Origin of the sequence: Microcosmobacter mediterraneus (assembly GCF_031846265.1) — a bacterium.
GTDB classification, from domain to species: Bacteria; Bacteroidota; Bacteroidia; order Flavobacteriales; family Flavobacteriaceae; genus Microcosmobacter; species Microcosmobacter mediterraneus.
The window spans coordinates 243,874-258,721 of sequence record NZ_JAVRIA010000001.1; the positions used below are offsets into that span (position 1 = coordinate 243,874).

A 14,848-nucleotide genomic window follows, 5' to 3' on the forward strand; every position below is an offset into this window, starting at 1 on the left:
GTTATCCTCGAAGGCACCTCAAGGTGAATGTTAGCTATAATCCTAACTCATACACCTTATGCAAACTGGCATAGCCCTGCGATGATGTACAAATCTCAAGGGGTGAGAATTGGAGCATAGCGACAATGTAGCAACTTGAGTTCACCTTTAGGTGAATTGTACATCATCTTGTTTGTGTATGGTTAGTTGCGTTTAAGTACGCGATTGATTTTCCGTTATACAATATAGTGAATTGTAAGAAAAGATCCTTCGTTTAAACACTAGCGAAGCAATTGACTATACACGTTGTTGGCAGTAGTTATTCATTGATTTTACGGGTTAAAAATTGTACAAAGTTTTCATTATTGGAATTATCATACAAAATCGGATTCCCATAAATCGTTATATTGGGTACACCTGCAGCGTCAGCAAATTCTTTAATTTCTCTCGCGTGGAAAGGATGGTGATTAAAACTACTTGTTGTCATAGGTTCGTTGTTGTGTCCACCTGTATTTTTTACCCACATTTCTGGGTCGTCTGCTGAAAGTAAAGAAAGCATATCTACCTCTTGACGGTATGTTTCAATTTCAGTAGTTTCATATTCGGCATGATTGCTAACTCCATAAAAACTATATACAGTTCCAGTTCCGAATTCTTGAATTATATCATCTAGAGTATTTCCAAATTCTATGAAAACATCTCCAAGCCATCGTGTTTCAATATCCAAACTTGATTGTGTAGCGTTTAAAGCAATTCCTTTTACTCTTGTACTTTCTTGAAATACTGCATCCGAACTATTTATGTGCTTTAAATCATCGTTAGTAGCTAACCATAATGCTGTGGAAGCTCCGGCAGAAGAGCCAAACAAACAAATTTTTTCCTTATTTATATTCAATTCGTTATGTATATATCTTATGTATTGTAACGCTCTTTTAGAGTCGTGCAAGCTTTTCAATACGCCTTCATTATCATTGGTGGATATGAGTCTGTAATTAATCGTCGCAACTGCAATATCGTTACTTAATAGCTCAACAATTTCATTTTTGTAATTATCATTGTATATAAATGTTTTATCACCTCCTGTGAATCCACCACCGTGAATAAAAATAACTAAACCTGTTGGTGTAGTACTGCTAGGTAAAAAAACATCAAACTTGGTTTTATCATACTCGTCATATGGTATGTTGGACGCAAACATGGCTTGTATGCCTTGAAGTTCAATTGGTGAGTTGGTGAATTGTAACTCTACTAATGGTTCTAAAGAATCTATAGGCTCCACCACTGAATCATCTTTACTGCAAGAAACAATTGTCATGAAGACTAATAAGTAAAATGCTAATAATTTATTCATTTTTGGTTTTTCCTTTTTTGACTACTATAAATACAAATAGTTTAATTGAGTCTAATTACTGCCAACGGTCTCGGCTATGATTTCGTTGTGGAATCATCCGCAGGATTATTCCGCCTAGAAATCAAGCTTTTTTTATAAATTAAACTTTGTTTTAACTCTCTGCCACAATGAATTATAGCCATTGTTAGGTGCAGTTTTTTTCTCTCTAAACTTTTCAACCACTTCCTTAGTCGAAAGCCCCATTGCTTGCGTTGCGTTATATGCAACTAAATAATCCTTATGTTCTCTATAACCATTCAGCATTGAGTCAATTCTTTCGTCTTTGAATATTGGTAAAAGATAAAGCATATGTATAATTTCAGTCCAATGTTTTAGTTTAGGCATTTCTGTCAGGACGATGTCTGTCATTTCCTCATCTTCTGATATTTGAAAAATTGAATGTGCTATTGAAATTTTCATTCCTTTTTTACTCTTTTCAAGTAAGTCATAAAGTTTTGGTAGTGCCTTTTTAGATTTTATATGTCCAAGTCCATTAATTGGCCAGTCATCTTTTAAATCCAAATTTTCTATTAACTCGTTTTCCGCAATTTCAAGTTCTTCATTTGTCAAATTGTCAAGAAGGTCAAGAGGTACTCCGTCTTTTCTTTGAGCCCAAGAGTTGGCGTTCAAAAATTCCTTTCTAAATATTTCAAGTTTATTTGACGGCATTGTTAATTTCGTTCTAATTGCACCTAACGGTCTCGGCTATGAGTAGTTGCGTGGGTTAGTACTTAACTTGACAAGTACACACCAAGTTGGAAATTCCGCAGGAATTTCCAAAGTAGGCGAGAACAAGCAATTACTTATAGCCATTGTTGTGCTTTCGTTATTTTTTATTTCTAAAGTTTAATTTTTCTCGTTCCAAAAGACTATCTAAACTTCTCATTTGTTTTTCTAAATTCTGATAGTTATTTAATTGCCCTTGAAAATTGTACAGCTTTTCTCTAATTATATTAATAATAAAGAGGTCCTCTTTATAATCTTGTAAGGTTTTGGCTGGAATTGCAAAGCTTTCTATATCTGCTGAATAAAACTCAGAAATATTGAATTTATCAGCACTTAACTGGGCAACTTCAGACTTTTGTTTATCTGGCACAAAATCAAACTTTAATAAGTAAGGGGCAATTATATTTCGGGTATATTCTCGTTGTGCATTGTCCCAGCCTTTATAATCAAATGTGTAGTAATTTACAATACTATTAGATAAAGATTTGTTAGTGATAAGTTCTAGTTTTCCAGAAGATACCAAGTTGTTAAATGTGGTTTTATTATGGTCAAAATAAGTAAGAGCTAAGATGCTTGAGAATTTAGCTATGAACTCTTCTTTGGTCGCTGTTTTCTTGTTGCCCAAGACATCCAAACAGTAGATGTAATTTTTAATTTTTAGTTGTAAGCCTTTTTGTGATATAGCGATATTTTTAATATCTGTTGCGATATCAGATTGTAACTTATTTAAGATAAAATACTGTTCTTTTTCATTCTTACGATTTTCATTCCAGTTATTAATCTGTAATGCAATCAAAATTCCAATAACGACAAGAACAATTTCTCCGATTGCATATTTAAAATACTTTCCAGTTTTATTTTCCATTAGCAAGTTTTGTCTAATTTTTCGAAAGAATTTTATCATTGGTTAGAGGTTGGTTATAATGAAGCACAACGTGTTTGTGTATGGCTCGTTGCGGAAAATCAGCTATGATTTTCCGCCTTAACCGTAAGATAGCAAATTGCAATGAATTCCGATTAGGAATTCAGCCGCAATGAGCTATACACGTTGTTGTGCTTTCGTTATTTTTTGATTTCATTATCAATTGAAATTTGAATCTTTTTACAACTCACTAAAACTTCATTGATAATTGAATTAATACTATTATTACTTAATTTTAAAATTTTGAGGACGTTGTATAATTCTAAATTGGTTTTCAGTTCTTCAGTATTATTTGGCTCCATATTCCCAAGTTCTCCTTTAACTTTAAATTTTGTTCTTGCTATTGGTCTCCCATAATCGAGAATGTTTTGTCTGTAGTTTTCATAGACAAAATTTAAATGCGAATATTCAATATTATATAAATTCAAAATTTGATTCTTTAAACCGTCATTTGAAATCAAATCAATTCCTTTCGATTCCAATACTCTGAATGTTGAATTTTGAGGCCTAAATATTTTAGATTGCCCAGTTCTTGTTATGATAGGGAAATGATTAGTCAATGTGTCATTGTAAATTACTTCGCTATCAAGCCAGTTTATTAAGATGTCAGCGCTTACAATATCTTCTTCGCCTTGCATAAAGAGGGAATTGAGCTGTTGTATGTCTTGCGATATGGAATTCTTAAGTTCCTTAAGCAGACTAATTTCTTCTTTTGCCATTTTTTGTTGCTCATTCCAATTATTAATTGATAATGCAATTAAAATTCCAATAACGACAAGAATAATTTCTCCTAATGCATATGTAAAATATTTTCCGAATTTGTTTTCAGAGAGTAGATTCTTTCTGATTTTTCTAAAGAATTTTATCATTGGTTAGGGGTTTTTCATAATGAAGCACAACGTGTTTGTGTATGGTTTGTTGCGGATTGAGCCGAAGCTATTTTTAGCTTTGGTGAGACAGATTTGTACAATCTGGCGAAAAATCCGCGGGAGAAAAATAGCAAGGCTCTGACTTGTAATTTTTCGGTTAGTTAAAGTTACAAATATTATCTCGATCTTCCACTTAACCAGCTTGCGCAGCAATTGACTATACACCTTGTTGTGCTTTCGTTATTTAATATTTTTTAATTCTGGATAGTTATCTTCCATATAATTAATCAATTGAATTGCTTCTGCTGATAGATCCTCAAAAAAATTAGTATTGAATTGACAAGTTTTTAAAATAGATAACAGATGTTCATAAACCTCATCATTATTTAAATACTCCCTAATATACGCGGCAGTTAATTTGGAATTTTCATTTTCATATTTAAAGTCATTTGCAGTTCCTAATGGGAACGCAGCTCTTCGTAAATCCATTCTAATTTGAAGAGGGAATTCTTTGAAATTCAAGATTCGAATATCAAAATTTTTATAAAAATTGTCTAACAAGTTAGATAAAGAATCATTTTTGAGTAATGCACTCTGCCCTGAACTTTTTAATTTATCGAATGTGTTTAGATCTCTGTCTATAATAAATAATCTAGTGGTAGCCCATTGATTTTTAGTAAACTGGACAGTATCTCTTATTTCTTTAAATTCTGATTCAAAATAAGACAGTACATCTTTAGTAGCGTTATATTGATTTTGTAAACTTAGAAGAATATCATCAATATTTGAATTCTCAATTTTTAATTCTTTATATATTTCATTAACATACTCTTTACCCTTATTCTCAACTTTTCTCTTCTCATTCCAATTATTTATTTGCAATGCAATTAAAATTCCAATTACTACAAGAATTATTTCACCAATTGCATAAATTAGGTACTTACTGAATTTGTTTTCAGATAGTAGTTTTTGACGAATTTTGCGAAAGAACTTTATCATTTAATATTTGATTCTATGAGTTTTAAAGTGTCATTTAGGTAGGCCTCTATTTTTTTATAATTATCTAAAATATAAACTATGTTCAAGGCGTTGTTATAAACTTCATTTTCAAATTCGAGTGTCCTAAGAGTTTTATTATAATCTAATTTAAATTTTGAACGGGAAACTTGAGGTATATCTAACCGTTTCATTAAGAAACCAGGTACAGCTGTATTTCTTAAAGTGGTTTTATTTGATAATGACGGAATTAAAAAATTGAACATATAGTCGTAGTAAATTTCAATATCGTCTTCTGTATCTGCCACGATGAAAGACCAATTAGAAATATGCTCTCTTAGTTTCACATCCTTTATAATATTAAGGGACCCAGTGTTTATTATTTCATCTATTGAGGCCGAATAAAGATCTAACGAAAAAAAGCCATTGATTATAGAATTGAGAAGCAATTCAATTTCTTCAGAATTAATTGGGCTATCATCTTTAATAATTTCTAAAAGGCGTACCGATGATCTATACGACTCTTCTGAGCCGTCATAAATTCTTTGTAACTCAGTTAAATTATCATTAAATTCTGTAAGTAAATTTTTTAGGATGGTTTGCTCCCGTTTAGCTTCAAGTCTACTGTCATTCCAGTTGTTTACTTGTAAGGCTAATAAAATACCTATCATAACAAGAAGTATCTCACCAATGGCATATCTGAAATATTTTCCAGTTTTTCCTTCGGAAAGTAACTTTTGTCTAATCTTTCTATAAAATTTCATCATTGGTTAGCAGTTCTAATAATGAAGCACAACGTGTTCGTGTATGGTTAGTTGCGTTGGCTAGAACTAAATTAGCAAAAAGAAACGAACCAGAGGGAAATCCGTAGGATTTTCCGAGTACACAACGAACTAGCAATTGGCTATACACGTTGTTGTGCTTTCGTTATTCTTTAATTTCGAATTCTAATTGTTGGAATAACTCCTGCATGCTTAATTCCAGTTTTTTATATTCGAACATTTGGCCTTCCATAGTGTTTATTTTACTTCGAAGCATGTTTAAAATAAATAGATCATTTTTATAATCGTCAATAGTTTTAGGTTTAATTCTTGATTTGGCTATATCTACCTGAGTAAAAGGTTGAGAGACTTGGCCTCGATGACTCGTATTCGGGATATTTGGTTTATGGTCAAATTGCATTATGTATGGTCCATAGAAGTTTCTAGTATAATTAATTAAAGCAGTATCCCAACCTATATCGCTTCCCTCATTATAATACTTAATAATGTTATTAGTTAAATCCTTATTTTGAAGCAAATCCATTTGACCAGAGGACACAATATTATCAAATGTCGTACGGTTTGGTTTATAATATAATATGGTAGTTATAGAACTAAAGTTATCCATAAACTCTTCTCTAGTTGCCTCTCTTTCATTTAATAGTACTTCAATACAGAATACATATTGTTTTCTAAATGTTTCAGATTTTTCCATCTGATAAGAAATTAATTCAATATCTGAAGCTAAATCGTTTTTAAGACGTTCAAGAATAAATTGCTCTTGGTTTTTATCTTTTCTTTGCTGGTTCCAATTATTAATCTGTAACGCAATTAAAATTCCAATTACTACAAGAATAATTTCTCCAATTGCATACTTAAAATACTTTCCAGTTTTACTTTCAATAAGTAAGTTTCGACGAATTTTTCTAAAGAATTTTATCATTGGTTAGCGGTTTCTGATAATGAAGCACAACGTTCAGTATAAGAAATCGTAGGGCAGGTGATAAGCACTATCGTTTCGGTTTATTACTTAGCTAAATATAAATATTTTGCTTTTATCTTTTTTACTATAAATGCCAAATTTTATATTTAGCGGAATTTGTAATAGACACAGACCTTTCGGTTTAGCACAAACGCCCTATGTTTTTTATACATTGTTGTGTTTTCGTACTTTATTTTCCGTTTTGCTGTGAGCGTTGGCAAGACATAATCTTTTGCAATTTTTGGCGTAGCGTTGGCTTTAGCGAATTGCAAATGTGTATGGCTTTAAGCGTTGGTTTTTAGTATCCTTTTCTTAAAAACTTCCGCTCTCTTTCCCTATCTCCACTTTGTAAACAGTTTTCTATTTGTTTGTTAATGTAATTTTTGATTGGGATTAGTTTTATTCCCAAAGTAGATTTATTTGCAATTGATAGTAGGTTTCTCCATTCTGAAGCTTGAATATCTCCAATTATTACATCTCCTGAATATGTTCCTCCATTTCCTCTCCACATTAATTTTCCAAAAATCTCAATATCTTGATTTAATGAAATAAAAAGCAAAAAGATTTCTTCAAATAATTCTTTCCTTGAGTGTCGTATCAAATCTACAATGATTTGCATTTTATTATAATCTTGATTGTTGTCAATCACGTATTGTCTAATAAAATCATCTGCTCTTTTTTTCTGCTCTTCTTCCTTTGGGTTTCTAAAGAAAACATTACAATAATGCTCCAAAATGCCAAAATATAAGTCTTTTTCAATTATTAAGTCGAATACTTGGATTAACGTCTCTTCAATATTTTCGATATTCCAAACATAACTCATATCACTATGGTCGCCTCCAAGACTATGTCTATCAGTTGCAGAATATAAACTCTCAACAAATTCTATTAAGAAGTTTTTATCAATTTTCAATATTTCTAGAAACCCTTTTCCTTCATAGTCAAAATGATTTTGAATCAAGTATTGTTGGATGTAAGCTTTTTTAATCAACTCTATATCGTCTCCAAGATTTTCAAAATGCTTACTAAAGAAATCCATCCAAACTTGTAATCGTGTATTTTGTCTTTCATTTTTATCTGTAATGGTTTTTAAAATTATTTGAAACAAGTTTGGTTCTATAGTTAAAAAACGTTTAAGTCTGTCAAAATGAATAGTATTAGGATTACTCATCTTTGTTATTGTATTCACTAATGATAAGGCAAAATCTTTGTTTATTAGAGTATCATCTATATACTCATAGAATGACAATTCCCAAAGTTCTTTTAAGTCAAACTCTTTTCCTTGAATAATTCCCCAAATTTGATTTGCCTTACTATCAGTTTTTATTTGATTTTTAAAAACATTTCTTGGGATATATTTTATTTCATTTCCTTTTTCTATGACTTTATTGAGCAAAGCAAGTCCAATATCAAAATCTCTTAAGCAATTCTCATCAATAACAAAATCGAGTGTATTGTTATAGTTCCAATTATTCTTTGCTGAATTTTTTAGTAAAATAAAAGTGTCGTAAAATTCATTAATTTCTTCAATATTGGTCAATATGAAAGAGGTTCTTATTTCAGCTTCTTTTAATCTCTCATACTCTCGAAAATCGTCAAATTCATACATTTCTTTATCTCTAAACCTATCCCAATCTATTTTTAGGAATGTCAAGTATATTTCGTTAACAAACCTATTTGTGAAATTTGAAAATTCTGGTAAATCAAAATCGTGTCTTTTGAACCATCTGATTTGGTCTTGAACATACTTACAATGTTCAAAATTTTCATTGTTTAAATGTTTGTCAATAATATTTAGAACAAATGGGATGTCGAATTCCATTATTTCATTATTAACGTCTGGATGAACTCGCGAATAATTTTTTAATAATCTGAAAGCCATTTCAGGACGAGATGTAAAACTATTATCTAATGTATCCCATATTTTTGTTCTAAATTCTTGAATAGTTTTATTGTTGGGAACTGGATATTGATAGTGAACAAAACTGTTATTTCTACCTCCTTTAAATTGCTGAAATTTATACGACAAGAAAGTTTTTGATAGTTCATAAAATGATGTAGAAAGTAATTTGTCATCATTGTTCACACCACTAATTAATATGTCAAAAAGAGTCTTTTGTCTATAAAAATCAAAGCGTTCATCATCTCTGTCGAAAATTAATAATTCTCTAATTTTATGAATAAGCTCTGGTAATTTTTCAGGTTTTCGAGTTGCATATTCAAATAATAATTCAATTGAATCTTTAAGGTATTTGCTGTTTAGACGAAAAAAATTACCCAATAATTCAATTAAATTATCCTTGTTATAATTGAATTGATTGTTTTCGTATGACGTGTCATAGTCAGCTTTTTCTGTCTTTGGGAATGTTTCTATTTGCTGATATGTAAATTCTAAAGTTTGGTCTTGTAAATAAAACCAAAATGAATTGAGGAAGTCAAAAGATTTATCATTTCCTACTTGGATAATGTTCCAATAATTAACTAAATCAGGTTTGATTTTGTCCATTACATTTTGTGGCCCAAATGTATTATTAGCAGGAACAATAGTATCTGTGAACCTATTTTGATAATTTTCAAAATAGTTGTTTAATAGGATTTGAAAGGACAGTAAGTTGTCTTTTATAAATGCTTTGTAAAAGAAAAATGTAGCAAGATTTTGTTCTGGTACTTTTACGTGTTCAAATTGAATTTCTGCTAATTCTAATTTATCAAGTTTATCAATTGTGTCTATAAAATCGTTGTATGATATTTCAAATTTTTCTAGAATCGATTCTGTAACTTCTTTATTCTTATATGGAATAGTATAGAAGAAAGAAATAATTCCTAGACATCTAATGTTTAAGGGATTTTCGAACTCACCATCATCTTTGATGAACGTTGAAAAATACTTTTCAAATAAATCGGAAACATTATGTAAAGCATATAAATTCTGTTCCTTTTTAGCTAAAAGTGAAGTCATTATAGCTAATCTTGGGTTTCCATCTGAGATTCTAATTATTTCTTTATGGTAATCAGGATTTAGAATTTCAAATGGTTCAGACTTTATTATGTCAATAATTTGTTCATCTGTAAATTTATGTAAATCTATTCTTTGAGTAGAAAACTCTTGACATTTTCTTCCTATTTCTTGAAATGCATAATCTCTTACAGTAATTATTATTTTTAGTTTACCATTTCTATTAGCTTTAAAAAAACCTGTTATTTGTTCAAATGCATCAATTCTATTTGCATCATCAACAAAAAGTAAATAGTCTTTTTCTACATCAAAATATTGATACAAATCTTCAAGTAAAGTATGACTTTTATATGAAACACAATATGCTTGGTACGATTCATTGTTTGCTAAATAATTATTGATAATTTCAATTGCCAACTTTGTTTTTCCAACTCCAGGAGCTCCTGTAAGTATTATAAAATCGTGACTATCTATAGCATTACTTAATTGTTCTAATTCTGTTTCTCTGTGTAAAAAAGTGTTGTTCAAAGGAGTAGCAATACCTTTAGAAGCTCTGTCATATTCTTTGATAAAGTTGTCAATTGAAACTATTTGACCAGTATCTAAAGGTAAGCCCAAATAATGATGTGCTAAATCTCTATGATGTATGTGAAGTTCTAATGCCAATTCTTGTAGCATTAAATAGCGGATTCTAATATCAGCGTTAAAACTTTGGGCTAATGTATTTAATTCATTTATTTTTTCTTGGTCTATGTTCCAATTGAAACAAAGAACGATTTCTTGAATTTTTTCAATAGGGATTTTAGTCTTATTTGGGTCAAAACAAGCTCTTATATCATTAGCTAACTTATTTTTTGTACTCGTATCAGTTGTAATTTCTGAATATAAAAAGTTGCCGTTTGGCAATTGAAAGAATGTGTCAGGAGTTCCTTTTTTTGTTTTTTGTTTTCCCGTTTGGCTTCCTGTTCTAGATATAGCCAAATAGTTATTATCTCTAATAGTTAAATAACTATCGCAAAGCTCTTGAAAAACAGTTCCATTTATTTCTTTTAGTCGATTTTCTATTGTTTGGAGTCTGCTCATATTATTCAATTTCTTCAAGCGTTGGCAAAAAACAGCTCTTTTGGTTTTTCAGCGTTGGCTGTTGTGTCGGAAAAAACCAAATGTGCTGTTTGTGCGGTTGGCTTTTTTGGTATGAAACACAACGGTTTTGTGTATGGCTCGTTGCGGAAAATCAACTATGATTTTCCGCCATAACCAAGAGATAGCAAATTGCAATGAATTCCGATTAGGAATTCAGCCGCAATGAACTATACACGTTGTTGGTGGTTCGTTTTTCCTCTCTGGATTTTAAATAATTTAGTTTCGATTTATGCAAAATTAACGATATATAGAACTTACTACATTTGAAGGATGAATATGCACTATTTTCCATGTATCATTGTTTTTCCCAAGAACAATAGTTCTCCTTGAAAGTGATTTACCATTTTCTAAATGAAAAGTTACTATTGCTGCTTCTTTAAGCATTGTAATTTTTAAATCTTTAGGTTCGAGTTTCATAAAAGGTGGTTGTTTTCCACTTTCACGTATGCTATTTATAACCTGTTTCATTTGAGGGTCTAGCCCATTTATTCGCCTATAATTAACATTATCAATAGGTCCTAATGAATCATTTGACATTATAGCTCTTGGAAAAATATATGCGTCATTAGTCATTGAAGCCTCCATTGTTTCAAAATCTCCGTTCTCAAAAGCGCGGAGAAATTTATCGAGTGCAGCCATTACTTCTTTTTCCTCATCTACGCTTTGCCCAGTTGAATTACAAGAAGTTTGAAAAATACCTATTGTGAACAATGCACTTATAATTATCAATATTTGGATTTTTTTCATAATTCTACTATTCAAATGACTTATAAGTTTTATCATATGTTTCGTTTTTTTTTAAATGACCACCAACGGTTGCGTGTATGATTTTTGCGGAATGTTCCGAAGGATTATTCCGATGGAAATCATATTTGATTAAAAGTAAGAAATTTTCCTTGTCTTAACCAACTCAAGCAATTAATTATACACGTTGTTGTACACTGGCTTTTTACCATTTTTTAATTCCGTATTTTTTATTTTCAGAGTTCTTTATTTTAAATTTTAATCTATCAACTCTTTGGCTCGTACAGGCAATTCCAACTGTATCAACTAATTTTAGATATATTGAGTCATTTTTAATTTCAATATCTCCAGCATATTGTCCACAAGCATTAACTATAGACAAGTAAGAAATATATATAAAGTCATTTTCAAATCGGATCGTGTCGGTTTTCAAATTAAATTTTTCCAAATTTAAATTCTGATAATTTTCCTCTCCAGAATCAACTAACTCATCCATATCCATTATTGTTTGTCTATGAAATTCAATCAGATTTTCATTGGGAATAAATTCCGTTTTCTTGACACAAGAGGTCAAAAGTCCGATTAATAATATAAGTCCGATTTTTTTCATCGATTGTAAATTCAGAATTGAGTTTGTTTTCAGCTTGTGTACAACGGTTGCGTGTATGGATTAGTTACGGAAAAGGACGCGAATCATTTTCCGATTAGCAACTAATTTAATTAAAAAGTATGAATTTCCGTTTAGGAAATTCAGAAGTAATTAATTATACACGTTGTTGTGCGTAGGCTTATATAGTTATTATATACTTCTTTGTACTTAATAATAGTCTTTTTCATCATCTTTATAAATTCAGGAATGTGTTTAATCAAAACGTGATTTTGGTCATATTGATTTATAGGGTTACTTTCATTTTCGATTGAAGGATATCTTGTTGATTGTTCATGAGGTGAAGTTATCAAAGACAAATTAATCCACACATAAGAAATATATCCAAATTTTCTTTCTCTAATTCTCTCTTGTTTATGGATTTTGACCTTATTTTTTGCAATTTCATTACTGTTTTTAATCAAGTCTTCTGATATTGATTTAATATTCTCATCTCCTTTAAAATATTCAATCATGTGTTCATGAGTTTTAACAAAATCATCTTTTGTTTCAGCGAAAAGTTTGTCGTCATCAAAAGTTGGTTCGGCCTCAAGCTCTTCTGAACTCTTAATGAATTTTTTAATATCTTTAATCTCAACTAGATTTTTTTTATTCAGTTCTGCGAAATTTAGTATTTCAGAGCGCATTTTTTTTAAACTTTCTACATTTTCTTTCACCTTACTTTTTCCTCTCTGATGTGGCGGAACCATATCGGGAATTAATAAAGGTGTTCCGCTATATTTAGATAATTCATCTATTTGTCTTTGATATAGTCTAGTAAAAACTTTATGTGGTAAATGATTAATTTTCTTTGCAATATCTTTTGATTCAATAACTTCTGTTTTAAGACCAAACGATTTTACAAATTTTTCTACTGATTGTTGAAGCTGAAATAAGGCAAGATTGTATTGTCCTGAATTGTACAACAATTCAACAGAATCCAAATCTTGTTTTGCTGTCTCAAATAATCTTTCGGAAATAGTCACTTTATAGGTCGAAATTTTTTTTAGCTTACGTACAACGGTCTAGTGTATGATTTCGTTGCGTTTTTAAGCCTTAAAGTTAGCAAATAATCACGGATAGAAAATTCCAGCGGAATTTTCGTAAGTAAGCTTTTACTAGCAATGAATTATACACATTGTTGTGTGTAGTATTTTGTAGGCTTAGAGGTAAATAGGATTATCATCATGATCTTCTAAAACTTTATTGTCGTCTAGACTATAAGTTTCTCCAACTGCTGTAGCTTCTCCAAGAATTCCAATTGCCTTAATAGTTGTAAGCGTTTTAGCTTCATTCCAGCATCTTGATAAAAATTCGCTTAAGAACTGAACTTCAGAATTATAAAATTCTGTTCGGTCGTCAAATAGTTCGTCATCAATTAATGATTCAATATCTAATTCATCCCATAATTCCTCAAATAAATCATAAAGTAAAAGATTCAAATCTCCTGAATCAGCAGTTTTTAAACCTAAGTTAGGAAAAGACTCATATTCATGATATGGTTTAATACCAATTGAAAAATATTGTAGTATGTAGTAATAAACAAAGTATATTTTTTCATTAAACTTTGAAGGCTTTTTTAACTTAAAATCAGTCTTTAAAGCTTTTACAAAGGCTTCAATAATATCATCTTTAATTGGGGTCAGAACAAATTTCGGGTAGACATTGTTCCAATGTTTTAAAGTAACATCATAAAGTGAATAAAAAAATGTTCGAGAGTCAATTTCATCTTCTGTTTCCAGTTTTAGATTATAATCAGTAATTAGTCCTTTATAGGATAGATAGGTTGGATAAATTACATCGAAATTGTTATTTAGTAGTTCAGATTTAAACTTAAAATTTTCCGATTTTTCCATATTCTAGGTTAATATTACACACAACGTGTTTGTGTATGATTTCGTTGCGTGATTAAGCATTAAATTTAGCAAATACAAACCGAATAGAAAATCCGCGAGGATTTTCGTAAGTAGGCGAGTACTAGCAATGAATTATACACGGTGTTAGCCATAGTTTTTTATTTCCTAAATATTACTTTATGTACTTTTAATTCAACTTTCGTTCCGCCAATTCCTGTTCTTTCCATAAAATGCGTTCCCATTGGTTTTCCAATGTCAATTTTTTCAATTCTCGAAAAGTAATACTCAGCGTCTCTTTCCGAAAATCTCGAAAGAGAACCTAATTTTAAATCACGAATTTTTTTCGCAAACTCTTTTCCATTTATCGGTTCTATTTCTTTTACAATTCCAATTTCAGTAGGCAATTCCGATTCAGTTCCGTTAAAGAAGTGCATACTTTTCCTAACTCTCTTTTTTGGTTTAAATCCAAATGGTGCTGGAATTAATAATTCTCCATTTTTCGTGTAATTATTATGGTCGTATTCAGAACTCGAAAATAGTGCTTTTGTATAAACTTTATTTTCGGTCTGTTGAAAATTCAGCGGTATTTTGAAAGGATTTTTAAAGTCCATTTCTTTGTTTTCGGACTCTAATTCTAAATCACAACCTTCCGGTAAATTAAATGTTACTTCGCAATCACAAAATCCACCATTCGATTCCAAAACGTCAATTAGGTCAGACTTATCAATTCCATTTTTTTCAGCCCATTCAAAAGTGTATTTCAACGAGTGGTCACAACCGATTTTTTCTATTCGATTTTCTATAAAAACACAAAGTTCAGTTACTTGATTTTCTGTTAATATTGTCATTTCTTAAATTATGGCTAACGTGTTCGTGTA

At 30.4% G+C, this 14,848-nt stretch carries 13 protein-coding genes; all 13 read right to left on the reverse strand.

Annotated elements, in window-relative coordinates:
• Nucleotides 1-298: 298 nt before the first annotated feature.
• The 13 genes from RM697_RS01060 to RM697_RS01120 all read right to left on the reverse strand — a co-directional run bounded on the left by RM697_RS01060 (nt 299) and on the right by RM697_RS01120 (nt 14,818).
• Nucleotides 299-1,330 carry a carboxylesterase family protein gene (locus RM697_RS01060; protein WP_311425986.1) on the reverse strand — a complete coding sequence of 344 codons (1,032 nt, stop codon included), beginning with the start codon at nt 1,328-1,330 and terminating at the stop codon, nt 299-301.
• Nucleotides 1,331-1,462: 132 nt separating this feature from the next.
• Nucleotides 1,463-2,038, reverse strand: a complete 576-nt coding sequence (locus RM697_RS01065) for a hypothetical protein (protein WP_311425987.1) — start codon at nt 2,036-2,038, stop codon at nt 1,463-1,465.
• Between the two features lie 157 nt (nt 2,039-2,195).
• Nucleotides 2,196-2,960, reverse strand: coding sequence for a DUF6090 family protein (locus tag RM697_RS01070; RefSeq protein WP_311425988.1), 765 nt, complete (start codon nt 2,958-2,960; stop codon nt 2,196-2,198).
• A 197-nt stretch (nt 2,961-3,157) separates the two neighbouring features.
• The gene (locus RM697_RS01075; protein WP_311425989.1) at nt 3,158-3,886 is read right to left on the reverse strand and encodes a DUF6090 family protein; all 729 of its coding nucleotides are present in this window, start codon (nt 3,884-3,886) and stop codon (nt 3,158-3,160) included.
• Between the two features lie 240 nt (nt 3,887-4,126).
• Nucleotides 4,127-4,885, reverse strand: coding sequence for a DUF6090 family protein (locus RM697_RS01080; RefSeq protein ID WP_311425990.1), 759 nt, complete (start codon nt 4,883-4,885; stop codon nt 4,127-4,129).
• Nucleotides 4,882-5,649 carry a DUF6090 family protein gene (locus RM697_RS01085; RefSeq protein ID WP_311425991.1) on the reverse strand — a complete coding sequence of 256 codons (768 nt, stop codon included), beginning with the start codon at nt 5,647-5,649 and terminating at the stop codon, nt 4,882-4,884. Before RM697_RS01085 ends, RM697_RS01080 begins: the two co-directional genes overlap by 4 nt.
• Before the next feature lie 160 nt (nt 5,650-5,809).
• Nucleotides 5,810-6,586, reverse strand: a complete 777-nt coding sequence (locus RM697_RS01090; RefSeq protein ID WP_311425992.1) for a DUF6090 family protein — start codon at nt 6,584-6,586, stop codon at nt 5,810-5,812.
• Nucleotides 6,587-6,923: 337 nt separating this feature from the next.
• On the reverse strand, nt 6,924-10,664 hold the full coding sequence (locus RM697_RS01095; RefSeq protein WP_311425993.1) for an nSTAND3 domain-containing NTPase: 3,741 nt from the start codon (nt 10,662-10,664) through the stop codon (nt 6,924-6,926).
• 297 nt (nt 10,665-10,961) lie between these two features.
• The gene (locus RM697_RS01100) at nt 10,962-11,507 is read right to left on the reverse strand and encodes a YybH family protein (protein WP_311425994.1); all 546 of its coding nucleotides are present in this window, start codon (nt 11,505-11,507) and stop codon (nt 10,962-10,964) included.
• Between the two features lie 166 nt (nt 11,508-11,673).
• The gene (locus RM697_RS01105) at nt 11,674-12,078 is read right to left on the reverse strand and encodes a hypothetical protein (protein ID WP_311425995.1); all 405 of its coding nucleotides are present in this window, start codon (nt 12,076-12,078) and stop codon (nt 11,674-11,676) included.
• A gap of 140 nt (nt 12,079-12,218) precedes the next feature.
• Complete coding sequence (locus RM697_RS01110; protein WP_311425996.1) at nt 12,219-13,100, reverse strand: HEPN domain-containing protein; 882 nt, start codon at nt 13,098-13,100, stop codon at nt 12,219-12,221.
• A gap of 177 nt (nt 13,101-13,277) precedes the next feature.
• Nucleotides 13,278-13,970 carry a hypothetical protein gene (locus RM697_RS01115; protein ID WP_311425997.1) on the reverse strand — a complete coding sequence of 231 codons (693 nt, stop codon included), beginning with the start codon at nt 13,968-13,970 and terminating at the stop codon, nt 13,278-13,280.
• 158 nt (nt 13,971-14,128) lie between these two features.
• Complete coding sequence (locus RM697_RS01120; protein WP_311425998.1) at nt 14,129-14,818, reverse strand: DUF2695 domain-containing protein; 690 nt, start codon at nt 14,816-14,818, stop codon at nt 14,129-14,131.
• Nucleotides 14,819-14,848 lie beyond the last annotated feature (30 nt).

What these genes read in the sequence shown, in the direction of transcription:
- RM697_RS01060 (WP_311425986.1), bottom strand. Translation starts at nt 1,330, where the DNA reads ATGAATAAATTATTAGCATTTTACTTATTAGTCTTCATGACAATTGTT.
- RM697_RS01065 (WP_311425987.1), bottom strand. Translation starts at nt 2,038, where the DNA reads ATGCCGTCAAATAAACTTGAAATATTTAGAAAGGAATTTTTGAACGCC.
- RM697_RS01070 (WP_311425988.1), bottom strand. Translation starts at nt 2,960, where the DNA reads ATGGAAAATAAAACTGGAAAGTATTTTAAATATGCAATCGGAGAAATT.
- RM697_RS01075 (WP_311425989.1), bottom strand. Translation starts at nt 3,886, where the DNA reads ATGATAAAATTCTTTAGAAAAATCAGAAAGAATCTACTCTCTGAAAAC.
- RM697_RS01080 (WP_311425990.1), bottom strand. Translation starts at nt 4,885, where the DNA reads ATGATAAAGTTCTTTCGCAAAATTCGTCAAAAACTACTATCTGAAAAC.
- RM697_RS01085 (WP_311425991.1), bottom strand. Translation starts at nt 5,649, where the DNA reads ATGATGAAATTTTATAGAAAGATTAGACAAAAGTTACTTTCCGAAGGA.
- RM697_RS01090 (WP_311425992.1), bottom strand. Translation starts at nt 6,586, where the DNA reads ATGATAAAATTCTTTAGAAAAATTCGTCGAAACTTACTTATTGAAAGT.
- RM697_RS01095 (WP_311425993.1), bottom strand. Translation starts at nt 10,664, where the DNA reads ATGAGCAGACTCCAAACAATAGAAAATCGACTAAAAGAAATAAATGGA.
- RM697_RS01100 (WP_311425994.1), bottom strand. Translation starts at nt 11,507, where the DNA reads ATGATAAAACTTATAAGTCATTTGAATAGTAGAATTATGAAAAAAATC.
- RM697_RS01105 (WP_311425995.1), bottom strand. Translation starts at nt 12,078, where the DNA reads ATGAAAAAAATCGGACTTATATTATTAATCGGACTTTTGACCTCTTGT.
- RM697_RS01115 (WP_311425997.1), bottom strand. Translation starts at nt 13,970, where the DNA reads ATGGAAAAATCGGAAAATTTTAAGTTTAAATCTGAACTACTAAATAAC.
- RM697_RS01120 (WP_311425998.1), bottom strand. Translation starts at nt 14,818, where the DNA reads ATGACAATATTAACAGAAAATCAAGTAACTGAACTTTGTGTTTTTATA.